Source organism: Mesorhizobium sp. B2-4-19, from assembly GCF_006441315.1.
Classification (GTDB): Bacteria; Pseudomonadota; Alphaproteobacteria; order Rhizobiales; family Rhizobiaceae; genus Mesorhizobium.
On the sequence record NZ_VFUV01000003.1, the window covers coordinates 302402 to 328599 of the forward strand.

Annotated in this window: 26 protein-coding genes; 9 read left to right on the forward strand and 17 right to left on the reverse strand. The window is 63.6% G+C overall.

The window, feature by feature from the left end:
• Positions 1-5 precede the first annotated feature (5 nt).
• A complete protein-coding gene (locus tag FJ546_RS07555; protein WP_140888752.1) occupies positions 6-584 on the reverse strand; it encodes a hypothetical protein in 579 nt (192 codons plus the stop codon).
• Between the two features lie 45 nt (positions 585-629).
• On the opposite strand from FJ546_RS07555, the gene FJ546_RS07560 reads away from it, so the two are divergent.
• On the forward strand, positions 630-2489 hold the full coding sequence (locus tag FJ546_RS07560; protein WP_140888753.1) for a class I SAM-dependent methyltransferase: 1860 nt from the start codon (positions 630-632) through the stop codon (positions 2487-2489).
• A gap of 216 nt (positions 2490-2705) precedes the next feature.
• Here FJ546_RS07560 and FJ546_RS07565 read toward each other — a convergent pair whose 3' ends face one another.
• From FJ546_RS07565 to FJ546_RS07580, 4 genes are all read right to left on the reverse strand, one after another.
• Complete coding sequence (locus tag FJ546_RS07565) at positions 2706-3689, reverse strand: right-handed parallel beta-helix repeat-containing protein (RefSeq protein WP_181167846.1); 984 nt, start codon at positions 3687-3689, stop codon at positions 2706-2708.
• A 293-nt stretch (positions 3690-3982) separates the two neighbouring features.
• Positions 3983-4462, reverse strand: a complete 480-nt coding sequence (locus tag FJ546_RS07570) for a DUF3828 domain-containing protein (protein ID WP_140888754.1) — start codon at positions 4460-4462, stop codon at positions 3983-3985.
• Positions 4463-4559: 97 nt separating this feature from the next.
• Entirely contained in the window at positions 4560-6209 is a 1650-nt protein-coding gene (locus tag FJ546_RS07575; RefSeq protein ID WP_140888755.1) for an ABC transporter substrate-binding protein, read from the reverse strand.
• Positions 6210-6253: 44 nt separating this feature from the next.
• Positions 6254-7804, reverse strand: coding sequence for a trimethylamine methyltransferase family protein (locus FJ546_RS07580; protein ID WP_140888756.1), 1551 nt, complete (start codon positions 7802-7804; stop codon positions 6254-6256).
• Between the two features lie 88 nt (positions 7805-7892).
• On the opposite strand from FJ546_RS07580, the gene FJ546_RS07585 reads away from it, so the two are divergent.
• The 3 genes from FJ546_RS07585 to FJ546_RS07595 all read left to right on the forward strand — a co-directional run bounded on the left by FJ546_RS07585 (position 7893) and on the right by FJ546_RS07595 (position 11070).
• Positions 7893-8795, forward strand: a complete 903-nt coding sequence (locus tag FJ546_RS07585; RefSeq protein WP_140888757.1) for a LysR substrate-binding domain-containing protein — start codon at positions 7893-7895, stop codon at positions 8793-8795.
• 66 nt (positions 8796-8861) lie between these two features.
• Positions 8862-10751, forward strand: a complete 1890-nt coding sequence (mutL, locus tag FJ546_RS07590; protein ID WP_140888758.1) for a DNA mismatch repair endonuclease MutL — start codon at positions 8862-8864, stop codon at positions 10749-10751.
• A gap of 4 nt (positions 10752-10755) precedes the next feature.
• Entirely contained in the window at positions 10756-11070 is a 315-nt protein-coding gene (locus FJ546_RS07595) for a DUF1905 domain-containing protein (protein ID WP_140888759.1), read from the forward strand.
• Positions 11071-11306: 236 nt separating this feature from the next.
• Here FJ546_RS07595 and FJ546_RS07600 read toward each other — a convergent pair whose 3' ends face one another.
• On the reverse strand, positions 11307-12200 hold the full coding sequence (locus FJ546_RS07600; RefSeq protein WP_140888760.1) for a DMT family transporter: 894 nt from the start codon (positions 12198-12200) through the stop codon (positions 11307-11309).
• A 92-nt stretch (positions 12201-12292) separates the two neighbouring features.
• Between FJ546_RS07600 and FJ546_RS07605 the strand changes: the two genes are divergently transcribed.
• On the forward strand, positions 12293-13219 hold the full coding sequence (locus FJ546_RS07605) for a LysR substrate-binding domain-containing protein (protein WP_140888761.1): 927 nt from the start codon (positions 12293-12295) through the stop codon (positions 13217-13219).
• Positions 13220-13244: 25 nt separating this feature from the next.
• On the opposite strand, the gene FJ546_RS07610 is transcribed toward FJ546_RS07605, so the two are convergent.
• Entirely contained in the window at positions 13245-13808 is a 564-nt protein-coding gene (locus tag FJ546_RS07610; protein WP_246686776.1) for a hypothetical protein, read from the reverse strand.
• Positions 13809-13964: 156 nt separating this feature from the next.
• Between FJ546_RS07610 and FJ546_RS07615 the strand changes: the two genes are divergently transcribed.
• Positions 13965-14198: a DUF2093 domain-containing protein gene (locus FJ546_RS07615; RefSeq protein ID WP_140888763.1), complete on the forward strand. Its 234-nt coding sequence runs from the start codon at positions 13965-13967 to the stop codon at positions 14196-14198.
• Here the strand turns inward: FJ546_RS07615 and lpxK are convergent.
• The 6 genes from lpxK to FJ546_RS07645 form a co-directional block, all read right to left on the reverse strand.
• The gene (lpxK, locus tag FJ546_RS07620; RefSeq protein WP_140888764.1) at positions 14195-15220 is read right to left on the reverse strand and encodes a tetraacyldisaccharide 4'-kinase; all 1026 of its coding nucleotides are present in this window, start codon (positions 15218-15220) and stop codon (positions 14195-14197) included. The genes FJ546_RS07615 and lpxK overlap by 4 nt on opposite strands.
• Before the next feature lies 1 nt (position 15221).
• The gene (waaA, locus tag FJ546_RS07625) at positions 15222-16538 is read right to left on the reverse strand and encodes a lipid IV(A) 3-deoxy-D-manno-octulosonic acid transferase (RefSeq protein ID WP_140888765.1); all 1317 of its coding nucleotides are present in this window, start codon (positions 16536-16538) and stop codon (positions 15222-15224) included.
• Positions 16535-17326: a lysophospholipid acyltransferase family protein gene (locus FJ546_RS07630; RefSeq protein WP_140888766.1), complete on the reverse strand. Its 792-nt coding sequence runs from the start codon at positions 17324-17326 to the stop codon at positions 16535-16537. Before FJ546_RS07630 ends, waaA begins: the two co-directional genes overlap by 4 nt.
• A 5-nt stretch (positions 17327-17331) precedes the next feature.
• Complete coding sequence (locus FJ546_RS07635; RefSeq protein ID WP_095770531.1) at positions 17332-17577, reverse strand: DUF4170 domain-containing protein; 246 nt, start codon at positions 17575-17577, stop codon at positions 17332-17334.
• 76 nt (positions 17578-17653) lie between these two features.
• Positions 17654-18463: a 3'(2'),5'-bisphosphate nucleotidase CysQ gene (locus FJ546_RS07640; protein WP_140888767.1), complete on the reverse strand. Its 810-nt coding sequence runs from the start codon at positions 18461-18463 to the stop codon at positions 17654-17656.
• Positions 18450-19793 (reverse strand): TldD/PmbA family protein, encoded by a 1344-nt coding sequence (locus FJ546_RS07645; RefSeq protein ID WP_140888768.1) that lies wholly within the window; start codon positions 19791-19793, stop codon positions 18450-18452. Before FJ546_RS07645 ends, FJ546_RS07640 begins: the two co-directional genes overlap by 14 nt.
• 168 nt (positions 19794-19961) lie before the next feature.
• On the opposite strand from FJ546_RS07645, the gene FJ546_RS07650 reads away from it, so the two are divergent.
• Entirely contained in the window at positions 19962-20378 is a 417-nt protein-coding gene (locus FJ546_RS07650) for a VOC family protein (protein ID WP_140888769.1), read from the forward strand.
• A 25-nt stretch (positions 20379-20403) separates the two neighbouring features.
• Here the strand turns inward: FJ546_RS07650 and epmA are convergent, their stop codons facing one another.
• Positions 20404-21450, reverse strand: coding sequence for an EF-P lysine aminoacylase EpmA (gene epmA / locus FJ546_RS07655; protein WP_140888770.1), 1047 nt, complete (start codon positions 21448-21450; stop codon positions 20404-20406).
• 123 nt (positions 21451-21573) lie between these two features.
• Between epmA and efp the strand changes: the two genes are divergently transcribed.
• Positions 21574-22143 carry an elongation factor P gene (gene efp, locus FJ546_RS07660; protein WP_140888771.1) on the forward strand — a complete coding sequence of 190 codons (570 nt, stop codon included), beginning with the start codon at positions 21574-21576 and terminating at the stop codon, positions 22141-22143.
• A 63-nt stretch (positions 22144-22206) separates the two neighbouring features.
• On the opposite strand, the gene FJ546_RS07665 is transcribed toward efp, so the two are convergent.
• Positions 22207-23106: an HNH endonuclease gene (locus FJ546_RS07665; RefSeq protein ID WP_140888772.1), complete on the reverse strand. Its 900-nt coding sequence runs from the start codon at positions 23104-23106 to the stop codon at positions 22207-22209.
• Between the two features lie 169 nt (positions 23107-23275).
• On the opposite strand from FJ546_RS07665, the gene FJ546_RS07670 reads away from it, so the two are divergent.
• Positions 23276-23818: a dihydrofolate reductase family protein gene (locus FJ546_RS07670; RefSeq protein WP_140888773.1), complete on the forward strand. Its 543-nt coding sequence runs from the start codon at positions 23276-23278 to the stop codon at positions 23816-23818.
• Positions 23819-23880: 62 nt separating this feature from the next.
• Here the strand turns inward: FJ546_RS07670 and FJ546_RS07675 are convergent, their stop codons facing one another.
• Both FJ546_RS07675 and FJ546_RS07680 read right to left on the reverse strand, forming a co-directional pair.
• A complete protein-coding gene (locus FJ546_RS07675) occupies positions 23881-24750 on the reverse strand; it encodes a patatin-like phospholipase family protein (protein WP_140888774.1) in 870 nt (289 codons plus the stop codon).
• Positions 24747-26174, reverse strand: coding sequence for a pitrilysin family protein (locus tag FJ546_RS07680; RefSeq protein WP_140888775.1), 1428 nt, complete (start codon positions 26172-26174; stop codon positions 24747-24749). The genes FJ546_RS07675 and FJ546_RS07680 overlap by 4 nt, the downstream gene beginning before the upstream one ends.
• Positions 26175-26198 lie beyond the last annotated feature (24 nt).

Genomic DNA, 26198 nt, shown 5'->3' on the forward strand with positions numbered 1-26198 from the left:
CCCCCTCATTCGCACTGATACTGGCTGAGCGCCCATTCGCCGGTCACCGACAGAAGATCGGAAATCTTCCAGTCGCTGCCAACCTTCTTGAGCTTCCATTCGAGACGGTGCTGGTGACCTTCGACAACGAACGCGACGACCACCTTGGCCTCGTCGTCGTTGACGGCCTCGACCGTACGCAGACTCCGGTCGACGGCGAGCTTGTCGTAGTCGGCGTTGTCGAGTGCCATGTTGGGGTCGAGGCATTCGCCCTCACCCGAAGCGCGCAGCGCGTCACGCTTGTCGAGCACGGTTTTCGCTGGATCGATGAAGTTCTTGCGTTGGGCTGGATCGAGTTCCAGCCCGGGATGTTCGTAAAAGGGCTTCACCACTGCCGTCGGCGATCCCTGCAGAACGGGCGCCGCCGGCGGCAACTCGACCGGCTTTTCCTGCGGCGCCGGCGTTGCGGCAGGAGGCGTAGCGTTGCTGTCTGGAGGCTGGCCGCCGGCGGACGGCGCGTTCGGCGGCGGTGAGCCGAACAGACCTTGAGCGGCGGCGGCGCAGGTCAAAACGCACACGATCACCAGGGCCATAAGACGGGCCATCGCATCACTCCAGGCTTCGAACGGTCATGCGTTCAGGCCGGCGGAATGTCCAGCCTTTGGTCGTCGAAACCTAGTCACAAAGATGCAGAATTTGAGGAAGCCAACAAGCACTTCGAGGCGAACGGTTCGCGCGGCTGCCCGCGCCAACCGTTCGAGAACAATCATTTCAGCGGAACCATCGGCGGATCATCGGCAACGCAAACGACGCCAAAGCTTGCCGGCACCGAGAAACTTACAGCCATGTCTGGCTGGCGGGTTTGCGTATATTGTGCCAGTACCCTGGCAGGTTCCGTCAACAAGGAAGACCGTCTCTTGAACTATCTAGACGCCTTGGGGCTAACCCATGAAACGCTTCGGCCGGCCAACTATTGCGAGATCGGCTGCAGACTGGGCTATAGCCTGGCTCTGTCAAGAGTTCCGGCCATAGGCATCGATCCCGATTATGAGATCAAGGTCGCGTTGACCGCCCCCACGCGGTTGTTCAACACCACCAGCGACAGTTTCTTCGCACGCGACGATGTGGCGCAAATTCTCGGGGCACCCATCGATTTGGCGTTCATCGACGGGTTGCATCTTGTAGAATTCGCACTGCGCGATTTCATGAATCTGGAGAAGCATGCCAGCCCGGACAGCGTCATTGTCATTGATGACCTGCTGCCGCAGCACATGGATTACGCGTCACGGCAACGCAATACAACGATCTGGACTGGTGATGTCTATCGCCTGATACCTATTCTTCGCCACTACCGGCCCGATCTGGACATTCGGGTTTATGATGTCGACATGAAGGGTTTCGGCCTGGTGACCCGGCTCGATCCGTCGTCGGACGTGCTCACCGCCAACTATGGCGCCATCGAAGCCGACATACTGGCTGGGAAGTGGTTATTTCCCACCGTCGCCGCCATCCGCGACCACATGCAACCACGCGCAACGGATCTGTTGGCTAACGATCTTGGGATCATCGCGGCACAGCGCGCGACCAAGGCTTCGATGCAATCGGACCGACGCGTGGCGCCAGCATCGTCGCAGCGCAGGCCGCGCCTCTCGGTCATCATCTGTGCCTACGAGATGGCGCGCGAGGCACCCCGCACGATCCTGTCCGCGACCGCTCCCTATCAGAAGGGACTGAGGCCGGATGAATACGAAGTCATCGTCGTCGACAACGGTTCAAGCACGCCGCTCACATACGAAAATCTGCCGCCAAATGCGCAAATCGTAAGAGCACCAGACCCTAGGCAATCCCCGGTGTTTGCTCTGAATTGGGCTGCGCGCGAAATCGCCAAGGGGGAGATTTTGTTGTTTGCCATCGATGGTGCCCGCATATTCTCCGAACGACTGATCGATGAGAGTGTAAAGGCTCATGACAGGATGGCGGATGCCTTTGTGTTCTCGCTGTCCTGGCACATTGGTCCCAAGGTGCAGATGCAGTCGGTGCCGGAAGGATATGGGGCGGAGATCGAAGATGGATTGATCCGTGCCGTGCGCTGGCCCGACGAGTCGGACGGACTGTTCGGGATTTCGGTATTTGCCGGCTCCTCAAGCAGTGGTTTCTTCGGCGGCATTACCGAAAGCAATTCTTTCTCGATAAGCCGCGCATTGTTCGACCGACATGGCGGCTTCGACGAACGTTTCACGTCCCCAGGCGGCGGCTTGGCAAATCTCGAGATATTTCGTCGCTACGTGACGCGCCCTGACGCGCGCAATGTCTGCCTGCTCAGCGAGGGGACGTTTCACCAGGTCCATGATTCCGTGGCGACCTCGGGCAAAAACAGGTGGGAGGCTTTTGCCAGCGAATACGAGGCAATCTTTGGCGGTCCCTATCTCAGACCTTCATATCATTGCTTTTATCAGGGTAAGCCGCGCGCCGGGATGGTTCCATTTATCCTGCAATCGCTTCAGGGTTGATTGCCGGTCGCCGGCGAAACGCGATCGATCGGGTTTCAAGATGTTGCTTGCGGCTAGGCAGCCTGAGGGCTGCCAGCGCGGCGCCATGCAACACCGAACCGAGTGGCTAGCTGAAGCAAGCCCAAAGTCCGTGGAAAGCTTGTTCTGCAGGTCCCACTGCATTCCACCGGACAGCGAGCACTGCCCGGTGGAATGATCTGTCATGCAACAGGACGCTTATTGCAGCGGCGCACCTCCAGGTCCAGGGAATGCCGTCAGCGGCGTGCCATCCGCGACATTTCCGGAAATCATGTTGTTCTTGAACGACTGCACCACACCCGATCCGCTGGAGCCGACACCGGTCAAGTTGGCGAACACGGTCGAGCCGCCAAGAGTGACGATCGAACTGCCGGCGCCGCCGGCAGCCGCACCATTGGCATTCACGCCCACGCCGGCATTGGACGACACCGTCGTATTTGTCACCGTGGCGCGGACCGGGGAGGCTGCGGCAACCGTCTTCACGGTCACGCCGTTGCCGCCGTTCCCGCTGACCAGGCTCGCTGTCAACGCCATATTTATGGCCAAGGTGTTACCCGTCCCATCGACGGTGATACCGGCGCCGTTGTTTGTGACCTCCGTTCGCGTGAACGCAGCATTTATCCCAACGGCGCCAGTCGTCTTGATCAGGATGCCATTGGTGGCTGCCTCGGATATCCGGGTATTGCTGATATAGATTTCGGTAGGTCCGTTCGGCGCGACTTCCACGCCCTGGCCGGTGACCCGCTGGATGATCGAATCCTCGATATGCAGTTGGCCCTGACCAAGAAAGCGTACGCCATTTAGGCCTGTGCTTACGCCATCGATATCCAGCCCCCTGAGATGCACAACGCTTCCAGCGGGAGCGTTGACAATGACACCATTGGTTCCGGCGGAGAGAACCCCGCCTTCCGTATAGACACAGTCAATCGTAATCGACTTGGTGATTGTCACCGTACCGAAGCCACCGGGATCGAGGCAGTTGATCTCCCCGCTGACAGCCGTCTTCGAGATCGCGCCGGCAAAGGTCTTGCAAGGCGCCGTGCGACTGCACGGATTGGCGTCGTCGCCGACGCCGGAAACCCAGGTCCGGGTCGCTTGAGCGGAAGCCGGCGTGGCGATCACCGCCATCGCCAAAGCGAGAAACAGCGAAGATAATAGGTAGCCTAGAATTTTCATGATCATTCCCCCTAAATGGAACAAGAGATTCGTTCACAACCAAGCGGAGGAAGTCTAGCGCTTCGCCTTGTCAAAAGCAACGTGATGTCAAAACCGGATCGCTGATTTGAATTTCTCGTGCGGGTGGCGATCCGCCAAGCTACGCAACCGCCATCATGCCATTGTTACATCGTCTTCACACTACATTCGAAGCGCTTGGCGTTCCACGAAATTTAGAAAACTTCACGCGCCGGGTTTGCCGAGCGGCTACATGATTCCGCCGTTTCGACGCCGGCCGGAACGGCCAAGGCCCATGGCAATCACTCCGGATCTTGGCCCGCGATGCATTCGAGCTGGCTCAGCGTCCAGTCGCTGGTCTTCGAAGCAATGTCCGATACCTTCCATTTGCCGTCGACCTGCTTCAGCGACCAGCGCATTTCGCGTTGCGAATCGTCACCGTCCGAAAACAGCCTGAAGCTTGCCACTACTTGTGCCGTGTCGCCATCCACCGTCTCGGACAATTTCAGGGTCTTGGAGACCGTCTTTTGATCGAAATCCTGCGCATCAAGACCAGGATCGAAGTCGATGCAGGCGACCTGGTCGGGATTCTTCTTGGTCGCCTGGTCGTTGAGATCGAACAGTCTCGTCACCGGCGCGGTGAAGCGATCCCGGTATTGTGCATCGGCCTCGAATTTGACCGCCGGAACATAGAAGAACTTCACGGCGTCCGACGCCGGTCCGGCGAAGGCGGCCGCGGGTAAGGCTATCGCGAGGGCGGCAAGGAGCACTGTCCGTCTCATGCAGAATCTCCGGCTTTTGATGGCTTGACGCAATCAACACCACGCATCCTGCATACCGGCTTTTTTGCCGCTCATGAAGCCCCTGCCCGGCCTCCTTTCAGCCGTCGAGCCAGACGTTCTGGAGGTCCATCTCGAAGGTCTGGTGGACGCCGTAATTCTTCACCTTCTTGCTGGTGTGGCTGTAGAGCTTCTGCCAGAACGGCTGAATGATGACCCCGGAGTCCTGCAGGATCTGCTCGACGTCCTTCATCACCTCCTTGCGCTTGGCGACGTCGATCAGCGAGAGCGCCTGCTTGAGCTTGGCGTCGAAATCGGGATTGGAATAGGCCGACTCATTCCACGCCTCGCCGCTGCGATAACCCAGCGCCAGCACCTGGACGCCGAGCGGACGCATGTACCAGATGGTCATCGAATAAGGATATTTCGTCCAGTCGTTCCAGAAGGTCGACCCGGGCAGCACGGTGCGCTTCACCTTGATGCCGGCATCGCGCAATTGACCGGCGATCGCGTCGCCGGTGTTCTTCTGCCAATCGTCCTCGATGGTGATCAGTTCGTGCTCGAAGTCGGCCTGACCGGCTTCCGCCATCAGTTTCTTGGCGCCGGCAGCGTCACGCTGCTTTTTTGGCAGGGGATAATATTCCGGATGGATCGGGCTGACATGATGGTTCTCGCCGACCGTGCCGCGCCCGGCATAACCGAGTTGCAAGACGGCATTGTTGTCGACGGCCATCTGCAGAGCGTTGCGCACCCGCTTGTCGTCATAGGGCTTGTGCGTGATGTTGGTGCGGGCAACCAGTGTCGTTGCCGTCGCAACCTCGGATTTCTGCAGGCCCATCTTGTCGAGAATGTCGATGAAATCGGCCGGGCTCTCGAAGTTGAGGTCGATCTCGCCGGAATCGAAAGCGTTCACCGTGGCATTGAAGTCGGTGCCGTAGTCGATGAATTCGACGCCGTCGAGAGGCGCCTCGCCACCCCACCATTTGCCGTTCTCGCGGCGCTTCACCACCGCCTTCTGGCCGACATCGTAAGAGACGAGTTCGAACGGACCCGTGCCGATCGGCTTCTTGACCGGATCGGCGCCGTCGGCACCGAAGTTGCGGTGGACGATGAGCGCGGGATAATCGGTAAAGTTCGGGATCAGCGAAATGTCGGGTTCGCTAAGCTTCAGCTTGACGGTGTGGTCGTCGACCTTGGTGATCGCGCCGTCCCTCGCCTTGCCGGTTTTTGCGTCGATCAGCGCGCCGACGCGTGCGGCCATCGAGTTGCCCGCGACGCCTTTCTCGCACCAGCGCGCCAGATTGTAGGCGACGTCATCGGCATTGAAGGCATCGCCATTGTTCCAGGTGATGTCCTTGCGCACATGCAGGACATATTCGGTGGCGTCGTCGTTGATATCCCAGCTTTCGAGCAGCACCGGCTCGAAGGTGAATTGCCTGGTGTAGCGCACCAGCGGCTCCAGCCAGCTGCGCGAAATGTTGGCCAGTTCCACCCAGTCGTAGGTGCGCGGGTCCTTCTGCGCCTTGACCGACATCGAGACGCGCAGCGTGCCGCCCTTCTTCGGCTCCTCGGCCTGGGCCTGTCGCGGCGCGGCAAGATCGATCATGCCATAGGCAAGAGCCGTCGACGCACCGAAGGCACTTGCCAGCGCCAGGAACTCACGCCGGTCCATGCGACCGGCACGCGCCTCCTTTGCCATGGCCTCGATAGCGCTGGGGACGCGATCGCCATTGCTTGTGAAAAGTGTCATTTTCTTCCTCCCTTATGGTTCCCGTCGGGTCTTCGCCCTTTGCGTCAACTCACCGTATCCGGCAGCTTCTCCTCGCGCTGCGCGATCAAATCCCTGAGACCCTCGGCAATACCCTCGTCGAGCTTCGGTTCCTCGTAATCGGCGAGCATGTTGCGCGCCTTCTCGCGGCCGCGCGTGTCGTGGTCCTTCGCCCCTTCGGCATTCCATTGTTCGTAGGAGTTGAAATCCATGATCGAGGGCATGAAGAAGGCGGACTCGAAATGTTCGAGCGTGTGCTGGGTGCCGAGGAAATGGCCCTGCGGTCCGACCTCGCGGATCGCAGCCATGGCCTCCTTGAAATCGTCGAAGGACACCCCCCCGGCGTATTTGTACCAGCCGACAAGCTGTTCGCAGTCCGTCGCGAATTTCGAATAGCCGCAAGTCAGGCCGGCTTCCAGCCAGCCGGCGGAATGCCAGATGTAATTGGCGCCGGACAGGATGGCCGCATGCATGAGCATGTTCGATTCGTAACCCGCCTGAGCGTCGTTCAGCTTCGAGCCGACATGGAATCCCGAGGTGCGCCACGGCAGCCGGTATTTCCGCGCCAGCGCGCCCATCAGATACATCATCTGGGCGGCCTCCGGGGTGCCGCCCATCGGCGCGCCGGTCTTCATGTCGACCGTGACCATGAACTGACCGTAGATTTGCGGCGAGCCTGGGCGGATGAGCTGGGTCAGCGCCACGCCGGCAAGCGCCTCGGCGTTGACCTGCGCCACCGCGCCGACGGCAGAAGCCGAGGTCGAAGCGCCGCACAGCGCGAAAGGCGCCAGGATCAGCGGCTGGTTGTGGCTCGCGTAGACCCGCATGGCGTCGATCATGGTGGCGTCCCATACCAGCGGCGAATTGCAGTTGGTGATCGCCACCAGCACAGGGTTGTCGCGTACGAACGCCTCGCCGAAGACGATGCCAGCCATCGCCATCGTGTCCTCGGCGCGCTCCTTCGACGTCACTATGCCCATGAACGGCTTGTCGGAATGCTTCAGCGCCGAGTGGATGATGTGCAGATGCCGTTTCGGCACCGCGATTTCCATCGGCTCGCAGATGACCGAGCTCGAGGAATGCAGCGCCGGCGCCATGTAGGCCATTTTGTGGAAATTGTTGAGGTCGGCGAGCGTGCCATAGCGTCTGACATTGTCGAGGTCGCGGACGTAGGGCGCACCATACATCGGCACGAAAATAGAGTTCTTGCCGCCGACGCGCACGGTGCGCTCGGGGTTGCGTGCATTGAGCGTGAACTCCGACGGAACCTTCGAGACGAGCTCCATCAGCAGCGCGCGGTCGATGCGGACACGCGTCTCCCTGACGTCGGCACCGGCCGCCTTCCAGAGCTCGATCGCGCCGTCGTCGCGGAATTCGCAGCCCACCTCCTCGAGGATCTTGAGCGATTCCTCGTGGATCAGTTCCACCGCCTCGTTAGGCACGATCTCATAGACGGGGATGTTGCGCACCAAGGTCGGAAAGGAAGCGATCGGAGCGCTTCTGAGCGCCTTGCGGCCAACACGGCCACCGCCGCGGCGATGGGTCTGTTCGGTCAATTCGACGGCCGGTACGTTCATGGAGCCTCCTTCTTCCCGCCACCACGTTAGCGACCCGAAATATGGCTGTGACGCTGGAAAATCCTGATCTTCTGTATAAGCTGTGCTTATGCGAAGCCTGCGCCACCTCCTGCCCTCCGCCGGCAGCCTGATCGTCTTCGAAGCGGCCGGCCGGCTGTCGAGCTTCACCGCCGCGGGGCGCGAGCTCGGCATGACGCAGGCCGCCGTTTCCTACGCGGTGCGCGGGCTGGAAGAGCAGCTCGGCGCCAAGCTGTTCCAGCGCCGCCACCGGCAGGTCAGCCTGACCGAAGCCGGCGAACGCTTCCACGCCGATGTCTCGCTGGGCTTGTCGCACATACGCAAGTCGGCCGAGGATCTGCGCCTGCAGGCGACGGGTGGCCATGTGACGCTCGCCGCATCGACCGCCTTCGGCTCGTTCTGGATGATGCCGCGCCTGCAGCAGTTCCGTGACGAATTGCCGGGCATCGACCTGCGCATCCAGACCGCCGACCGCGACCTCGACATCATCGCCGAAGGCATTCCGCTCGCCGTGCGCGGCGGCGAGCCCCGGGACTGGCCCGACTACCATTCGCTGCCGCTTGCCGATGAGGAGATTTTCCCCGTCGCCGGCACCAGCTACCTGGCCAAGTTCGGCATGCCGAAGACCGTCGGGGAATTGGCCAAGCACCGTCTCATCCATCTCGAAGAGCCGTATCGCGAGGCGGCGAGTTGGGACGAATGGTTCCAGTCGGCCGGCGGCAGCCTCGGCGACGCCGCGCGCGGCCTGCGCATCAATGATTATGGCCTGGTCATCCAGGGCGTGATGGAGGGGCAAGGCATCGCGCTCGGCTGGCGGCACCTTGCCGAGCGGCTGCTGGCGACGGGGCTTTTGGTTCAGGTGACGGATCATGTGTTGAGGACCGGCAAGGCCTTCTATATCGTCTGGCCGAAGAACCGGGAGCTCAGCGACAATGCCCGCAAGGTAAGGGACTGGCTGGCCGCGCAGGCATAAACCGTTTCACCGTTTCACCGCAGTTCGCCCTCGCCCGCAAGACACGAATCCGCCTATACTGTCGCCATGCCCATCCGCCAGCTTTCCGAAACGATGATCAACCAGATCGCCGCCGGCGAAGTCATCGAGCGTCCGGCGAGCGTGGTCAAGGAACTGGTCGAGAATGCGCTCGATGCCGGCGCATCGCGCGTCGAAATCGTCACCTCAGGTGGCGGGCTGAACCTGATCCGTGTCACCGATGACGGTTCCGGCATCCCTGAGCCGGAGCTTTCGCTGGCGATCGCGCGCCACTGCACCTCCAAGCTCGCCGAGGATATCAACGACATCCGCTCGCTCGGCTTTCGCGGCGAGGCGCTGCCGTCGATCGGCTCGGTATCCCGGCTGTCGATCCGCTCGCGCACGGCTTTGGGCGACAGCGCCGCCGAGATCGGCATAGAGGGCGGCCGCGTGCTGCCCGCCAGGCCTGCGGCGGCCAATCGCGGGACCACGGTCGAGGTGCGCGACCTGTTCTTCGCCACGCCGGCGCGGCTCAAATTCATGAAGGGCGAGCGGGCTGAAAGCTCGGCGACCAGCGATGTCGTCAAGCGCATCGCCATCGCCTTTCCGGCCGTGCGGTTCACGCTCGCCGGTTCCGACCGCTCGACCCTGGAATTGCCGGCGACCGATGACAGTCCCGAGGGCAGCCTGCGCCGTGTCGCCCAGGTGATGGGGGGCGAGTTTCCCGACAATTCCATCGCCATCGACGCGATGCGCGAAGGCGTGCACCTGACCGGCCATGTCTCGATCCCCTCCTTCACCCGCGCCAACGCGCTGCAGCAATATGCCTATGTCAATGGTAGGCCGGTGCGTGACAAGCTGATCGCCGGCGCCATCCGCGGCGCCTTCGCCGATGTGCTGCCGCGCGACCGCCACGCGGTGACGGTGCTGTTTCTTTCGCTCGATCCGGCCATCGTCGACGTCAATGTCCACCCGGCCAAGGCCGATGTGCGCTTCCGCGATCCGGGCTTGGTGCGCGGGCTGATCGTCGGCGCCATCCGCCAGGCCCTGGCCGATGCCGGCATCCGCTCGGCCACGACGGGAGCCGCGGGCATGATGGCGGCATTCCGGCCGGGTGCCGCACCCTACAATCATGGCGGCCCGGCCAACGGCCATCGCAGCTACGAAGCAGCATTCCATGCATCCGGCTCCACCGGTTTCGATCCCTCGCGCTCGCCGCAGCGGCCTCTGGACATGCAATTCGAGGGTGCGGGCTTCGAGCGCGCCGGCGCAAGGCATGGCGGGTTTGGCGAACCCGGTCAGGCGGCGTTCGACACTGGCGCGCTTGCTAGTGCCGACGCGCGCGCCGGGCAGAGAGAGGCGGCCGAGACGCTGCTCGGCACGGTGCTCGGCGCGGCACGCGCGCAGGTGCATGAGAACTACATCGTTGCCCAGACCAGGGATTCGCTCGTCATCGTCGATCAGCACGCGGCGCATGAGCGGCTGGTTTACGAAGCGCTGAAGAACGCCCTGCATTCGCGCCCCGTGCCCTCGCAGATGCTGCTCCTGCCTGAGATCATCGACCTGCCGGAAGAGGATGCCGAGCGGCTCGCCATGCACTCCGAAACGCTCGCCCGCTTCGGCCTCGGCATCGAGCGCTTCGGCCCGGGCGCCGTAGCGGTGCGCGAGACGCCGTCGATGCTGGGCGAGACCAATGTCCAGCAACTGGTGCGCGATCTCGCTGACGAGATCGCCGACAACGATACGGTCGAAACGCTCAAGGAAAGGCTGGACAAGATCGCCGCCACCATGGCCTGCCACGGCTCGGTTCGCTCCGGCCGGCTGCTCAAGGCCGAGGAGATGAACGCGCTGCTGCGCCAGATGGAGGCGACACCTGGTTCCGGCACCTGCAACCATGGCCGCCCGACCTATATCGAGCTGAAGCTCGCCGATATCGAGCGGCTGTTCGGGCGGCGGTGAGCCTGTGAGCGGCGAACAGACGGTCCGGTTCCAATTCGAAGCCGAGGTGATCCACTGGAGGGGCCCTTCGCCATACTTCTTCGCGCCAATACCCGAGCGGCATGGCGAAGAGATCAAAAAAGTCGCGAAGTTCGCGACCTATGGCTGGGGAGTGATACCTGTCGAGGCGGCCATTGACGGCTTCATGTTCGGCACATCCCTGTTTCCCAAGGGCGGGAGCTATCTTTTGCCCCTGAAGGACGACGTCCGGCGCAAGTGCAATCTAACGGCAGGCGATTCGATTTCCGCTTCCATCGCCATACACCTTCGCGGCCGATAACGCGGCCCGTGGGCGATCCTGTTGATGGGAACCGTCTCATTTCCTTAGGCGGTACTTCTTGGTCTTGCGGTCAAAGACATAAGCCTCCTCGTACCTCGCACGGCCATTGCGGAAACTCACGGAGATGATGTCCCTGCTGCGCTCCGTTTGCTTCTGCACATTCCATTAGATCGGCGTCATCAGCCGATGACGCGCGGCTCTCGTCCTGATTCAGGAAAGACAGCCAACCCTTTGATCTAGCGCTTCAAATTCACCACTATGACGCCGCCGAGTGCCAGCGCGCCGCCGAGGATGCCGAGCAGCGTCGGCACTTCGCCCAGCCAGAAGAAGCCGATCAGGGCAGACATCGGCGAAACCAGATAGAGGAAATTGGAGGCACGTGCGGCCGGCAGACGCGATAGCGCTGTTGCCCAGGCGGCATAGGCGATCAGGCTGGGCACGATGCCAAGAAAGATGACGGCGCCGAGACCGGCGGTGTTGGCGACGGCTGCCTGCGCAAAGCCGCTCGGCAGAAAGGGGGACAGACAAAGCGCTCCGAGCACCATGTTGGAGGCCGAGATGGTCAGCGGGTGATGGCGGGCAAATAGCGGCTTCTGGACGATGGTGTTGACGGCCGAACAGAGCGCGGAGCCAAGCACGAGCAGTGCGCCAGCATTGAAATGCAAGCCTTGTCCGTCTGCCATTGCTATGACGCCGATGCCGACGAAGGATATCGCCGTGCCAGCCCAGGCCCATCTTGAAAAGCGTTCGCCCAGAAGCGCCATCGCCATGATGGCAGTGAAGATCGGGCTGACATTGATGATGAAGCCGGCGGCTCCAGCCGAGACGGTCAGCTCGCCGAAATTGAGCATGGCGGTGTAGAGCGCGACGAAAATTGCCCCACCGAAGACGAGGCGCCACACCTCGTCGAGCCTGGGCAGCGCCGGACGCTTGACGGCAAGGAAGATCGCCGCCGGCACTGCGGCGATGGCAAAGCGCAGGGACCCAAGTTCCAGCGGCCCGAAGGCGGCCAGGCCGGCACGGATGGCCGGAAAAGCGGAGGCCCAGCCGACCACCGTCAGCGCCACGGCAATGGCGGCCGTGGTGTCCATCCGCTGTGTCTGATTCAACGTGCCCGTCATCGCGCTCATCTCACCGTCCTCATGCTGTTCCCGTCCTGGAAGCCACAAAACGCCTTTTTCCGCCCGTTGACAAACGACCAAATCGAGGATCACCTGTGACTATGGATCACAGCTCAGACACAATGGTGCCGCTGGAAACCCTGCGTGCCTTCGACGCGGCGGCGCGAACCGGCAGTTTTTCCGCGGCCGCCGAGAAGCTCAACATCACCCATGGGGCCATCAGCCGGCAGATCGCCAAGCTCGAGGACTGGCTGGGCCTGAAAGTGTTCGATCGCGGCGCGCGCGGCGTGACGCTGACGATCGAAGGCAACCGGCTGCATCTGCGCACGTCGGAGGCTTTCGCGCTGATTTCGAGCCATTCCGACCGCTGGGTCGAGCCGTGCGGCACGGCGGTGGTGCGGCTAACCTCGATCCCCTCGGTGAGCGGGCTGTGGCTGATGCCGCGCATGGCGGCACTGGAGAATAATCCCACCAAGCTGCGCATCGTGCTCGATGTCGACATCCGCCAGGCCGACCTTGCCGATGAAGGCATCGATTTGTCGATCCGCTGCGGCCGTGGCGGCATTCCCGGCCGCATCTCGATCCAGCTGTTCGAAGAGCATGTCTTCCCCGTGGCCTCGCCGGAACTGGCACGCGAGATCGGCCGCGGCGACCCGGCCCGGCTGCTCAAATTCCCGCTGATCAACGATTCCGACGCTTCCGGCTGGCGCGCCTGGTTCGCCGCGCAGGGCATGGACTATCGCCCACGCCCACAAGATCGCCGCTTCGAGGACTACAATCTGGTGCTCGACGCCGCCGCCTACGGGCTCGGCATTGCGCTGGCGCGCCCGCCGCTGACCGGGCATCAGTTGCAGTCGGGCCGAATCACCGCGGTCGACGAGCGCACCGCGCTCAATCCGGTGTCCTATTGGCTCGACCGGCCGCTGGGGCGACCGCGCACGGCAGCGGCCGACCTTGCCCGCCGTATCGCGCAGCAGGCCGGATTGGCGCCGGACAAGATCGAGGCGTTCATCGAAGCGGAGCGATAGGTCACCCGGCCTATCTTCGATTCGTTCAGCGAAGCAGCAGCAGAACGAATCCGAACATCATTGCTGCCAGCAAACCGGTCATGATCGAAACAAAGCCGATCCTCACCAGCAGGCCCTCGGGATTGGGTGCGGCGGCGGCGTGAGATTGATTGGCTGGCCTTCGCTGTCCCGACGACATCCCCATGGCGGCGTTTTGAGGCACCGGAACCTGCGGCGGCGGCGGAACAAACGACAACAAGGACACCCCCGCGGCCCTGGCGGGCGCGTTGTCATTGGCCGTTGCCGAAGGCGGCACGGCGCCGCGCTGCGTTTCGGCTTCGGACGCCGTTCTCCTCGCCACGGTCGTTGCCAACACCGCCTCGTCCCGTGTGTCGAGCTGGGCCTGATAGGCCTCGACGATGCCGGAAGAAGCAATCTGCTGCGATTTGACGGCCATCGGCGCCGCCGGCATCGCCAGCAAAGCGGGCGCCGTGCGTTGCGCGAACAAAGAGGGCGCGGCGGGCTGGACCAGTTCCCTGACCAGCGCCGTCCTGACCGGATCGGCCTTCGCCGACGGCACGGGTTGCGGCGTCATCGCCTCCTTGAGCAAAGAAGCCAGGCGGGCGGAAGAAATATCCATCATGCCCCCGATAAAAGCGCTTTTCGCACCTGTCCTAATGCCTCAGCATTGCCCGAGGCTTGTCGCAAGCTTGACCCGGCCGCGGATTTGTGGCGATGAAATCTGTATGACACTTGGCACCACCGCATGATGAACCGTTTCGAAGGCCCGGGCGGCAAGGAAGCCCGCATCCGCTATCTCGATGGCGATTTCCAGGTCACCAGTCCCGGCTCGTTCGTGCGCTGTGCGGTGACCGGAGAAAACATCCTCCTGGACGAGCTGAAATACTGGAGCGTCGCCAGGCAGGAGCCTTACATCAACGCCACCGCCTCGCTGCGCCGCGAAATCGAGGTGCATCCGGAGCTGCGCAAGCGTAGCTAGCTTCTTAGCCTACGCTGCCGCCAGGCATCGAGCGTTTCCTCGATGATGCGTTCGGGCACATGGTCGAGCTCGAAAACCGTGTCGATTTCCAACACCTCGACCCTGTCGAGAAAGTCCTGCGAGGCGCCGTGGCGCAACCGGGCGGCGTCCTTGGCCGTGGTGATGAGCCCCAGGCCTTCGGCGCGCGCCGTCACCGCCAGTTCGGCGAGTTCGTCCTCGGCGTAGAAATGATGGTCCGGAAAAGGTTTTGAGAGCACCACCTCACCGCCGGCCTCGCGCACCGTGTCGAAGAATTTGTCGGGATGGCCGATGCCGGCGAAGGCGAGGAACCGCTTGCCGGCAAGCCCAGCCTTGCTGCTTGGCTCGGTATGCGCCTCGAAGATCGGCCGGCCGGCGCGCGCCGCCTGGCGCACCACGGCATCGGCGGCGGTGCCCTCGCCCATCTTCAACAGCCCGCTGGTGAAGACCAGCTGGTCGACGATCTTGGCCCTGAGCGGGCCGCCCGGAATGACGCGGCCATTGCCGATGCCGTAGCGGGCGTCGACGACGATCAGCGCATAATCGATGTGGATGCGCGCGCTCTGAAAGCCATCATCCATGATCAGGAAATCGCAGCCCTGCTTTTCGATGAGCAGCCTGGCGCCGGCGGCGCGGTTCGGCGTCACCGCGACCGGCGCATGCTCGGCCAGAAGCAGCGGCTCGTCGCCGACATGCTTGGCGGCATCGTGATTGATATCGACGACATGCGGCTCGGCGAAGGAGCCACCATGGCCGCGCGACAGGAAACCGGGCTTCAGCCGCATGCGCTTGGCCTGTTGGGCGAGCGCGATGGCGACCGGCGTCTTGCCGGTGCCGCCGACGGTGAAATTGCCGACGCACAGGACCGGTGCATCGATCTTCTCGCGCCTGGCCCGCCGCATGCCGCGCCCGGCGACGAGCGCATAGACGGCCGACAGCGGCGACAGCGCCAGGACCTTCCAGTCCGGCTCTTCCCACCAGAATGGTGGTGCTTCGGAGGCCACGCTAGCGCCCGTTGGCGCCCTTCAGGCGCGACTTGACGACCAGCGGCTGGATATAGGGTTCGAGCGATTTCAGCGTGCGCGCCAGCGCGCCGCGCATCTCGTCGACGGTCGCCACCCCTGCCGCCATCATCTCATGGCGCGCCACTTCGTTGGTCAAAAGGAAGTTGACGGCCCCGGCCAGCATGTCGCGATCACGCACCAGCTTGGCACCGCCGCTGTCGATCAGGCGCTGATAGGCCTCGCGGAAATTCTGCACATTGCGGCCGGCCAGAACCGCTGTATCGAGCATGGCCGGCTCGAGCGGATTCTGCCCGCCCTCGGAGGTCAGCGAGCGGCCGACGAAGGCGATTTCGGTCAGCCGGAGATAGAGCCCCATCTCGCCGATCGTGTCGCCGAGCAGGATATCGGTGTCGGGCCCGACACGGTCGTCCTTGCTGCGGCGCGCGACCTTCAGCCCCATGCCGGAAATCTGCGCGGCAAGGCTTTCGGCGCGATCGGGATGGCGCGGGACGACGATCGTCAGCAGGCCATGGTGACGCTTGTGCAGCATCGCATGGACTTCCGCCGCCACCACTTCCTCGCCGTCATGGGTCGAGATCGCCGCCCAGGTCGGGCGGCCGCCGATCTGCCGCTGCAAACCGGCCAGCACCCGTTCGTCGACGGGCGGCGGGTTGGTGTCGACCTTGAGGTTGCCCGACACCGTGACCGGCCGGGCGCCAAGCGCGCGAAAACGCTCGCCGTCGACATCGGACTGGGCAACGACATGGGCGAGATTCTCGAACAGCGCCTCGGCGATGTTGGCGCGCTTCTTCCACGAGGTGAAGGAGCGGTCGGACAGCCTGCCATTGACCAGCACCTGCGGCACACGGCGCGCGCCAAGCTCGAGGATGGTCATCGGCCAGATCTCGGATTCGGCGATGATCGCCAGGTCCGGCTGCCAGTGATCGAGGAACCGGCTGACAGCCGGCTTCAGGTCGAGCGGCACATATTGGTGGATGATGCGGTCGCCAAGCCGCTCGTCGGCGACCTGGGCCGATGTCACCGTGCCGGTGGTCAGCACAATGTTGACGCCGTAATCGAGAATGCTCTCGACCAGCGGCACCACGGCTATGGTCTCGCCGACGCTCGCGGCGTGGATCCAGATCACGGGTCCTTCGGGGCGTGGGCGGCCGGCGACGCCGTAGCGCTCGCGGCGACGGTGGCGGTCTTCCTTGCCGCGCGAGGTGCGCCAGGCGACATAGGGCCCGACCAGCGGATAGGCCGCGGCACCGGCGAAACGGTATGCCGTCAGCATGGCACGCGCCCAGCGGCCGCTCATCGCCGGCCATCCACGAGACGGTAGGCCTCGGCCGTCGCGGCATTGAGCGCGGTGGTGATTTCCTGGCGCTTGCGCTCCATTTCGGCGTCGTCGGCGTCGGCCGCGACAAAGATCGGTGCGCCGATGGTCACGGCGGACCGGCCGAAAGGCAGGTTGATGGTCGTCTTGTCCCAGCTCTTTTCCAGCACCTTGCGGCGGCTGGTGGCGATGGCGACAGGCAGCAGCGGCCGGCCCGAGAGGCGCGCCAGGAGAACGATACCGAGCCCTGCGTCGCGCGGCGTGCCATGCGGAATGTCTGCGATCATGGCGACGTTCTTGCCGGCGGTGAGCGACTTTTTGAGGGCGATCAGGGCCTTGGCCCCACCCTTGTCGAGATGCCGGGAATTGTCGCGACCGCCGGAACCGCGCACCGCCTCGATGCCGAATTTCTCCAGCATCAGCGCGTTGAGCTCGGCATCGGCGCTGCGCGACACCATGGCGACCAGCGGCTTGCGCTTGGGGTAGTAGGCCGGCGTCAAAAGATGCTGGCCGTGCCACAGGGCTATGATGCCGGGCTCGAATTCGGCATAGGCGCCGCCCGAAAAGCGCGCCGATCCGGCGACCAGGGGGCTGGTCAGGCGAACCAGGCGCACGAACTGCGCGAGCAGGCTGGCGATGGCATTCTTGACGAATCGCGATTGCGCGAGCGGTTCGCGCACTTTGCGCCAGAACGTCTTGGTCGCCCGCCTGCCACCCCTGCCCGTCGGCGCGGTGTCGCTGGCTGGCCCTTTCGCCAGGTCATGCTCCATCGAAGTCAACCGGCAGCCTTGTTGTCGGGGTCCAGCAGACGGTGCAGATGAACGACGAAATAACGCATATGGGCATTGTCCACGCTGGCTTGCGCCTTGGCCTTCCACGCCGTGTGCGCGGATTGATAGTCGGGATAGATACCGACAATGTCGAGCCCGTCGAGATCGCGGAACTCGGTGCTCCCAAGCTTCTTCAGTTCGCCGCCGAACACCAGATGCAAAAGCTGTTTCTTCCCGTCTTCCGCGGTCATGTCGGTCCTTCACATATTGTGAGTTTGTGACAGGTCTAGACCAAAGCCGCCGACTTTGGAACCTGCGAATGTGCTTTCACGCATCCAGCCCGGCGATGACATCGACGAGCGTCGCCAGCAATTCACCGCTGCCGGCGGCGAGCGCGCCGTGGCGGGTCACCTCGCCGGCATAGCGCGGCGCGCGGCCATGCGGGTCGAGCAGCCGACCGCCGGCCTCGCGCAGGATGAGATCGGCGGCGGCGATGTCCCAGTCATGCGCGTTCGGCTTGACGAAGGTGGCATCGAGCATGCCATTGGCGATCATCGCCAGGCGGTAGGCGAGTGAGGGGCTGTAGGGCGCCCGCACCAGCCGCTTCTGCCAACCTGCCGGCACCAGGTCAATCAGCTGCTTCAGCCCTGAAATCTCGGCCTTGTCGCCAATCGTGCGCACGCCAATGCGCTTGCCGTTGCGGAACGCGCCCTGGCCGGGCAGCGCCCAGTAGGTCTCGTCCATCGCCGGGCATTCGAGAACGCCGGCAAGCGTGCGGCCCTCTTCGACCACGGCGACGCTGACACACCAGGTGCGCTGTCCCTCGAGGAAGCCGCGCGTGCCGTCGATCGGATCGACGACGAAGGTGCGGCGCGCCGAAAGCCGCACCGGATCGTCGACCGTCTCTTCGGACAGCCAGCCATAGTCCGGCCGCGCCGCCAGCAGCGTGCGGCGCAGATAGGCGTCCGCGGCATGATCGGCTTCGCTGACCGGCGAGGTGCCGCCCTTCATCCAGACTTGTGGGCTGTTGCCGAAGTACTGCATGGCGATCAGACCCGCCTCGCGGGAGGCATCGCGCAGCAACGGCAGATCGCCAATGGCGCCGGAAGAGGCAGCGGTCAGTTCAGGCTCCGGCAAGGGTCATGCCTTCGATCAGGAGCGTCGGCGCGGCGGTGCCGAAATTGCGGTCGAGGTCATCAGCCGGCACCATGTTGAGGAACATGGTCTTCAGGTTCGAGGCGATGGTGACTTCGGCGACCGGATAGGCAAGTTCGCCGTTCTCGATCCAGAAACCTGAGGCGCCGCGGCTGTATTCGCCGGTCACCATGTCGACGCCCTGGCCGAACACTTCGGTGACATAGAAGCCGCTCTTGAGCGACTTGATCAAATCCTCCGGCGAGCGTTCGCCCGGCTCGATTGCGAGATTGGTGGAGGATGGCGACACGGAGGAGCCGCTGCGTGATCCGCGGCCGTTGGTGATCAATCCCAGTTCCCGCGCCGCCGAGGTCGACAGGAACCAGTGGTTGAGCACACCCTTTTCGACCATGAGAAGCTTTTCGCCCTCGACGCCCTCACCATCGAACGGGCGCGAGGCCTGGCCACGCGGCCTGAGCGGCTCGTCGGTGACGGTGACGGCGGACGCGGCCACCTGCTTGCCCATCATGTCGCGCAGGAACGAGGTCTTGCGGGCGACAGACGCGCCGTTGATGGCGCCGGCAAGATGGCCGGCGATGCCGCGCGCCACGCGCGGGTCGAACACCACGTCGACCGGCCCGGTCGCCGCCTTGCGCGCGCCGATGCGGCGCACGGCGCGTTCGCCGGCCTTGCGGCCGATATCCTCCGGCGCATCGAGATCGGCAAAGTGCTGGCGCGAGGAGAATTCATAGTCGCGCTCCATGCCGGTGCCCTCGCCGGCGATGACGCTGGCGGAGCGCGAGAAACGCGAGCCGACATAGTGGCCGATGAAGCCGTGCGAGGTGGCCAGCACGATACCGCCCAGCCCGGCACTGGCGCCGCTGCCGGCCGAATTGGTCACGCCCTTGACGGCAAGTGCCGCCGCTTCGGCCGCAAGGGCTGCTTCCTTCAACTGGTCGGCCGACACTTCGGTGGCGTCGAACAGGTCGAGATCGCGCATTTGCCTTGCCAGCAGCGCGGGATCGGCGAGACCCTGATAGGGATCCTCGGGCGAGACTTTCGCCATGGCGACGGCGCGCTCGGCGAGCATCGCCGGATCGGATGCAGCAGTGGCCGAGACGCTCGCCACTTTCTGGCCGACGAAGACGCGCAGCGAGACATCCTCGGCCTCCGACGATTCGGTGGCCTCGACCTTGCCAAGCCGCACCGACACGCCGGTGGAGCGGCCGCGCACTGCAACCGCGTCGGCGGCATCGGCGCCGGCCTTTTTGGCGGCCTCGACCAGCGCCGCGACGCGGTCGGTCAGTTTTTTAGCGTCTGATGTATCGGCCATGCCTGTGATCCTGCTTGTCGCGGCCAGCTTGCGGCCGCGCCCACCCATCTATTGTTCCGGTCCGGCTTGTGCAATGGCATAGGGTTCAATCAAAATGCATCGCCACATGGTTCCCATCGCGAACCCTATGACGCAAAAACAGCCCGCAGCCCGCACGGAGCATCCTTCATGACGCCTTTCCATCTCGCCTTCCCCGTCCGTGATCTCGATGAAACCCGCACTTTCTATGGCGAAGTGCTGGGCTGCGCGATCGGCCGTTCGTCGGCGACCTGGGTGGACTTCGATCTTTACGGCCACCAGATGTCGGCGCATTTGCGGCCGCAGGCCGCGCAAGCCGCCAGCGACGGCAAGGTCGACGGCATTCTGGTGCCGATCCCGCATTTCGGCGCCGTGCTGCTGATGGATGACTGGCAGCGCCTGGCGACCCGCCTGGAAGCGCGCGACGATATAGACTGGCTGGAACGGCCGATGGTCCGCTTCAAGGGTGAGCCCGGCGAACAAGCGACGCTTTTCATCCGCGATCCCTCCGGCAACGCCCTGGAATTCAAGGGTTTTCGCTCGCTGGAACAGGTTTTCGCGTACTAAGATCGGGCACCACGAGGGCCGCGGCTCAGGAGCCGGCGACCGGCGTCCAGATCACGTCCTCTATTTTTTGCGCGCCAGTGGCCAGCATAACCAGCCGGTCGAAGCCGAGCGCGATGCCGCTGGCTTGCGGCATGATGGCAAGGGCGGCGAGAAAATCCTCGTCCAGCGGATAACGCTCGCCATAGATGCGCTCTTTCTCGTCCATTTCGAGTATGAAGCGCCGGCGCTGCTCCTCGGCATCGGTCAGTTCGCCAAAGCCGTTGGCGAGTTCGACGCCGCAGCAATAGAGCTCGAAGCGCTCGGCGACGCGCGGGTCACGCGGGCTTGGCCGGGCAAGCGCCGCCTCGGCGACCGGATATTCACAAAGAATGGTGGCGCGCCCGAGGCCAAGATTGGGCTCGATCTTTTCCACCATCACCCGGCTGAACAGGTCGGCCCAGCTATCGTCGGGCGCCGTGCGCAGCCCGGCTCGACCCAGCGCGGCGTAGAGCGCGTCGCGGTCGGTGCCGCCATCGGCAGCCACCGTCGCCAGGAGATCGATGCCGGCATGGCGCAAGAAGGCATCCGCCACCGTCAGCCGTTCCGGCTCACCGAGCGGATCGCACTCGCGGCCCCGAAAGGAAAAGCGTGTCGCCCCTGCCCTCGTCGCGGCCAGCGCCAGCAGGTCGGCGCAGTCGCGCATCAGGCTCTCATAGGTCTCGCCCACCCGGTACCATTCCAGCATGGTGAATTCGGGATGGTGCAAGGGGCCGCGCTCGCGGTTGCGCCAGACGGCGCCGAGGCTGAAAATCCTGTTCTCGCCGGCGGCGAGCAGCTTCTTGCAGGCGAATTCCGGCGAAGTGTGGAGATAGAGCGGCGCGCGCGCGCCATCCGGCCCGACCGCTTCCGTGGCGAAAGCCGCCAGATGCGCCTCATTGCCGGGCGAGACCTGCAGGGCGGCGGTTTCCACCTCGACAAAATCGTGACGAGCGAACCACTCGCGCAAGGCTGACGTGAGCCCATTGCGCAGCATCAGGCGCGGGCGGCGGTCGGCGTGGACATGCGGCGTCCACCAGGGCGAAGCGGCTGTCATGGATGGATTGAACGCATGCCGGCGCGCCTGGGGGGCTGGCGGTTCGCGCCAAGATGCGCTAGGCCCCCATCCAGCGCCGCACAAGCCGGCAATAGCCCACTAACTCTCGCAGGATTTAAAATCGTGGTGAAAATCATCGCCAGTTCGCTCCGCAAAGGCAATGTCGTCGACAAGGACGGCAAGCTTTATGTGATCCTCTTTGCCGAAAACATCCACCCAGGCAAGGGCACCCCCGTGACCCAGCTCGACATGCGCCGCATCGGCGACGGGGTGAAGGTTTCGGAGCGCTATCGTACCACCGAGCAGGTGGAGCGCGCCTATGTCGAGGAGCGCGAGCACACCTTCCTCTACGCCGACGGCGAGGGTTTCCACTTCATGAACCCGGAAACCTACGACCAGGTGGCGGTGAGCGAAGCCGTGGTCGGCGACGCGGCACCCTATCTGCAGGAAGGCATGCCGGTGCAGGTCTCGCAGTTCAACGGCATCGCGATTTCCCTGGTCCTGCCGCAGCGCGCCACTTTCGAAGTGGTCGAGACCGAGCCGACGACCAAGGGCCAGACGGCCTCGTCCTCCTACAAGCCCGCCATGCTTTCCAACGGCGTGCGCACCGCCGTGCCCCCGCACATCGCGCCCGGCACCCGGGTGGTGGTGATGACGGCCGATGGGTCCTATGTGGAGCGCGCGAAGGACTGAGGCAAACTCTCCTGTCTGCCAGCCCCAGGTCTGCCAGCCCCAGGCCGGAAACTACTCGTCACCTCATTGCTTGAAGCAGTGCTCGCGGTGCCATTGCAAGAAATGAGGATGCGGGCGTTCGAGCTGTCGGCGAGGCGGAAGCGCGCGGCGGGTCTTGTTTACGAACCCTCGCACGCTCTCAAGGTCATTGACCTGCCGCGAGATCAGGATTTCCAGATCGTCGGAGAGGCTGATCAGTCCGCGATCGAACATCCAATGCGCGGTACCTGATAGTGCGAGCCCATTGTTGACGATGTCGGGTCCGTTCTTTTCGACCGGTCGAATATGTGCCGCGGCAACTTCCGCCCGACCACCGCCATTTATCAATTTCAGTCCCGTGATCGCGCAACGCTCATCATAGGCGCGCAAGACGATGCGACGGAAAATGCCGTCCCGCACGATTCGCGATCCGATGTAACTTATGCGGTCGCGGCTGTGCTCGAACTGGAACGGGGCTTCTTCATCCTGAAACCCGGATGAAATGCCGATCTCGTCGACGCGTGGCAGCAGTGGCTCACGGGCGTCAAGGCCCAGATCGAGAATGCGGTTGAAGTCGCTCGGGCTGATCGGTCGGACGGCCGATTGAGCGCGACCAGAAATCCGTCCTTGGTCATTAAGCAAACCTCGTTCAACGAGCCCGTCCATCCCATTGAATGGAACGGGATTGGCGAAATCGAGGTATGATCCCGGCTCGATCAAAGCGAGATACATACCAGGCGCCACGGGATCAAGGATAACCTGCTGGACTTTCGCCAGGGCGAAATAGCCGCGGGTATCGTCTACCTTGCTAGGTTCATAGTAGATGATCCAATCGCCGACACATGCTTCCACACGGCGCAGATACTGGCTGGGGAACTGATATCGCTCAGCGGGGCTGTCATCGTAGATCGAATCTGAGCGGTGGATGAAGACCCCGAATCCCATGATCTTCCTACAGCTTTGGCAATATCAGCTGAGATGTAGCACCAAAATGCGACTTTGGAGCCTGGTTCAGGCTAGGGAAACTCCTTCTCTGACAAACCACCCCCGATTTTTCAGAGCATGTAGCAAAAGGCCCATGCGGTTCGTCCTTTGAGCGAAGCAGGAGAACGCCATGCGAAAACTCATCGTCACGGAATTCATCAGCGTCGACGGCATTGCCGAGGTCGAGAAGCTGCCCAGCGTGACCTGGAACGACGAGATGAACAGGTTCAAGGAGGATGAACTTGCCGATAGCGGCGCCATGCTTCTGGGGCGCACGACCTATGAGATCTTTGCCGGCTCATGGCCTGAGGAAATCGGGGATTTTGCCGACCGGTTCAACGCGCTGCCGAAATACGTCGCCTCGACCAGCCTGAAGGCGCTCGACTGGAAACCGGCCGAATTGCTCACAGGCTCGCTGCCGGACGCGGTGAGGACGCTGAAGGAAGGCAGCGGCGGCAACATCTACGTGCATGGCAGCCTCAGCGTGGCGCAGGACTTGCTGCGCCACGGGCTGGTCGACCGCGTCAGGCTGCTTAGCTATCCCGGCGCCGTCGGCCAGGGCAAGCCACTGTTCCCGCCGGGCGAACAAGTGCCGCTCGAGCTGATTTCGGCCACGCCCTTCAGCAACGGCGTTGTTGCGCTGGAGTATGCGCCGGTGACGGCGAAGTCATAGCGGGTTCCAGGCTGGATGACACAGGGTTCGACACAGGACTGCCAATTGCGGCGTCCCGTCGCTCAACCGGCCTTCTTCCCTCGCCTCCCCTTGATGGCAGCGGCATTGCGCGCCTCAACCACCCTCGCCACTTCGCGCTTCAGCTGATCCTTGATCTCCACCGTCTCGCTCATCATCGCATCGATCTTCAGGAAATCGAGCACGCGGTATTTCGAGACCGCCGGGCGGACCAGAATGTCGGGCTGGCACTGTTTCAACTTGTTGGCGATGATCGACTGCATCATCAGCTGCGTGGCGCCGAACATCAGGTCGACGGAGGTGGGCTGCCTGCGGTCGGCTTCTTCCGGCGCGCCGACCACGTCGACGCCGATGATGATGTCGGCATCGTTCTCGATCAGGTCGAACGGCACGGGGTTGTAGATGCCGCCGTCGATCAGCAGCCGGCCGTCGCGCATCACCGGGCGGAAGACCGCGGGGATGGCGGCCGAGGCGGCCAGGGCTGAATGCAGGTCGCCGTCATCGAACACGGCGAGCTTGTGGCCGAAATAGTCGGTCGCCGTCACCTTCAGCGGAATCTTCAGTTCGGCGAAGGTTTCGGGAATGGCTGCGGGCAGGAAGGCCTTCAGGATGCGTTCGACATTGAACTGGCTGACGCGGATGCCATTTTGCATAGCCTCGGCGATGGTGCCCGGCCGCGCCCGCCACATGCGGCTCGCCACTTCGGTGCGGCGGCCCAGGATCGAGCGGGCATAGTCGTGGATGTCCTTGCCGGTCATGCCCGACGCCATGCCGGCGCCCATGATGGCGCCGATCGAGGAACCCGCGATCGCCACCGGCTTGATGCCAAGCTCGTCCAGCGCCTCGATGACATGGATATGCGCCAGGCCGCGCGCGCCGCCGCCGCCGAAGGCGATGCCGAAGGTCGGGCTCATCCCTTGCCGGCCCCGGCCAGCGGCGGCCCGACCACCATGATGGTCGGCTCGGCCGTCAGCAGCTTTTTGGCCGCCGCCTTGACCTGGTCGAGCGTCACCGCGTTGATGTAGCCGGCACGGCGCTGCATGTAGTCGATGCCGAGATCGTCGAGCTGCAATTCGACCAGCGTCGCGGCGATGGAACTCGAAGAGTCCAGATTGGTGATGGCATAGGCGCCGATCAAATATTTCTTGGTCGCCGCCAGTTCAGCTTCGGTCGGGCCATCCTCAGCCAACCGCCTGGCGACATCGCGCACGATGCCGAGCGTCTCGGCCGCGCGGTCCGAGCGCGTGCCGGTGGTGACGATCAGCGCATCGGCATGGTCCTGGTTGACCAGAGAGGAATTGACGCTGTAGGCCAGCCCACGCTTTTCGCGCACCTCCTCGAACAGGCGCGAGGTGAAGGTGCCGCCGCCAAGAATCTCGTTCATCAGCACGGCGGGGAAGAAATCCGCCGACTTGCGCTTCACACCCGGCCAGGCGAGTTGCAGCGAGGTCTGCGGCAGGTCGTAGTTGACCTCGACGCGCTGCGCCAGCTTCGGCTCGACATCGGCGACCGGGGCGAGCGCCTGGGTCTGCGGCAGATCGCCGAACACCATGTCCAGCTTCTTCTTCAGCGTCTGCGCGTCGATGGCACCGACCACGGCGACATGCAGGCCGCCGCGCGCGAACACCGCCTTGTGCAGGGCCTTCAGATCGTCCTGCGTGATGGCGGCGATGCTCTGCCTGGTGCCCTGGTCCGAGCGCGAATAGGGATGGTCGCCATAGATGGCGCGCGCCCATTTGTTCTGCGCCACGGTGTCGGGATCGTTCTCGTTGGCGATGATGCCGGACAGGATCTGGGCGCGGATGCGGTCGATCGGCGCCTGGTCGAAGCGCGGCTCGTTGACCGCCAGCCGCAACAGATCGAAGGCCTCGTCGCGCTGTTCGGCCAGCATGCGCATGGAGCCATAGACGCCGTCGCGGGTCTCTTCGAAGCTCATCTCGGCGCCGGCATCGTCGAGCCTGACCTGGAAGGCTTCCGAATCGAGGGGGCCGGCGCCCTCGTCGAACAGGCCGGTCATCAGATTGGCGAGGCCCTCCTTGCCCACCGGATCCTGCGTCGAACCGCCGCCGAAGACGAAACGGACGGCGACGATCGGTACGGAATAATCCTCGACCAGCCAGGCGGTGATGCCTTTGGAGGAGGTCACCTGCTGGATGTCCATCGCGCGGGCGGCCAGTGCGGGCAGGATCAGGAAGAGGATGGATAGGAAGAGGGTCGCGAGGGCGTGCAGGGCCTTTCCTTCTCTCCTTGTGGGAGAAGGTGGATCGGCGCGCAGCGCCGAGACGGTTGAGGGGTGGGTGATGGATCGCCGCTCCTGCCAAGCTGGAACACCCCTCATCCGACCTTGCTTCGCGAGGCCACC

Excerpts from the sequence above, each read along its gene's own strand:
- FJ546_RS07555 (WP_140888752.1), bottom strand. The coding sequence starts at position 584 with ATGGCCCGTCTTATGGCCCTGGTGATCGTGTGCGTTTTGACCTGCGCC.
- FJ546_RS07560 (WP_140888753.1), top strand. The coding sequence starts at position 630 with ATGTCCAGCCTTTGGTCGTCGAAACCTAGTCACAAAGATGCAGAATTT.
- FJ546_RS07565 (WP_181167846.1), bottom strand. The coding sequence starts at position 3,689 with ATGATCATGAAAATTCTAGGCTACCTATTATCTTCGCTGTTTCTCGCT.
- FJ546_RS07570 (WP_140888754.1), bottom strand. The coding sequence starts at position 4,462 with ATGAGACGGACAGTGCTCCTTGCCGCCCTCGCGATAGCCTTACCCGCG.
- FJ546_RS07575 (WP_140888755.1), bottom strand. The coding sequence starts at position 6,209 with ATGACACTTTTCACAAGCAATGGCGATCGCGTCCCCAGCGCTATCGAG.
- FJ546_RS07580 (WP_140888756.1), bottom strand. The coding sequence starts at position 7,804 with ATGAACGTACCGGCCGTCGAATTGACCGAACAGACCCATCGCCGCGGC.
- FJ546_RS07585 (WP_140888757.1), top strand. The coding sequence starts at position 7,893 with ATGCGAAGCCTGCGCCACCTCCTGCCCTCCGCCGGCAGCCTGATCGTC.
- mutL (WP_140888758.1), top strand. The coding sequence starts at position 8,862 with ATGCCCATCCGCCAGCTTTCCGAAACGATGATCAACCAGATCGCCGCC.
- FJ546_RS07600 (WP_140888760.1), bottom strand. The coding sequence starts at position 12,200 with ATGAGCGCGATGACGGGCACGTTGAATCAGACACAGCGGATGGACACC.
- FJ546_RS07605 (WP_140888761.1), top strand. The coding sequence starts at position 12,293 with ATGGATCACAGCTCAGACACAATGGTGCCGCTGGAAACCCTGCGTGCC.
- FJ546_RS07615 (WP_140888763.1), top strand. The coding sequence starts at position 13,965 with ATGATGAACCGTTTCGAAGGCCCGGGCGGCAAGGAAGCCCGCATCCGC.
- waaA (WP_140888765.1), bottom strand. The coding sequence starts at position 16,538 with ATGAGCGGCCGCTGGGCGCGTGCCATGCTGACGGCATACCGTTTCGCC.
- FJ546_RS07630 (WP_140888766.1), bottom strand. The coding sequence starts at position 17,326 with ATGGAGCATGACCTGGCGAAAGGGCCAGCCAGCGACACCGCGCCGACG.
- FJ546_RS07635 (WP_095770531.1), bottom strand. The coding sequence starts at position 17,577 with ATGACCGCGGAAGACGGGAAGAAACAGCTTTTGCATCTGGTGTTCGGC.
- FJ546_RS07645 (WP_140888768.1), bottom strand. The coding sequence starts at position 19,793 with ATGGCCGATACATCAGACGCTAAAAAACTGACCGACCGCGTCGCGGCG.
- FJ546_RS07650 (WP_140888769.1), top strand. The coding sequence starts at position 19,962 with ATGACGCCTTTCCATCTCGCCTTCCCCGTCCGTGATCTCGATGAAACC.
- epmA (WP_140888770.1), bottom strand. The coding sequence starts at position 21,450 with ATGACAGCCGCTTCGCCCTGGTGGACGCCGCATGTCCACGCCGACCGC.
- FJ546_RS07665 (WP_140888772.1), bottom strand. The coding sequence starts at position 23,106 with ATGGGATTCGGGGTCTTCATCCACCGCTCAGATTCGATCTACGATGAC.
- FJ546_RS07670 (WP_140888773.1), top strand. The coding sequence starts at position 23,276 with ATGCGAAAACTCATCGTCACGGAATTCATCAGCGTCGACGGCATTGCC.
- FJ546_RS07675 (WP_140888774.1), bottom strand. The coding sequence starts at position 24,750 with ATGAGCCCGACCTTCGGCATCGCCTTCGGCGGCGGCGGCGCGCGCGGC.
- FJ546_RS07680 (WP_140888775.1), bottom strand. The coding sequence starts at position 26,174 with ATGAGGGGTGTTCCAGCTTGGCAGGAGCGGCGATCCATCACCCACCCC.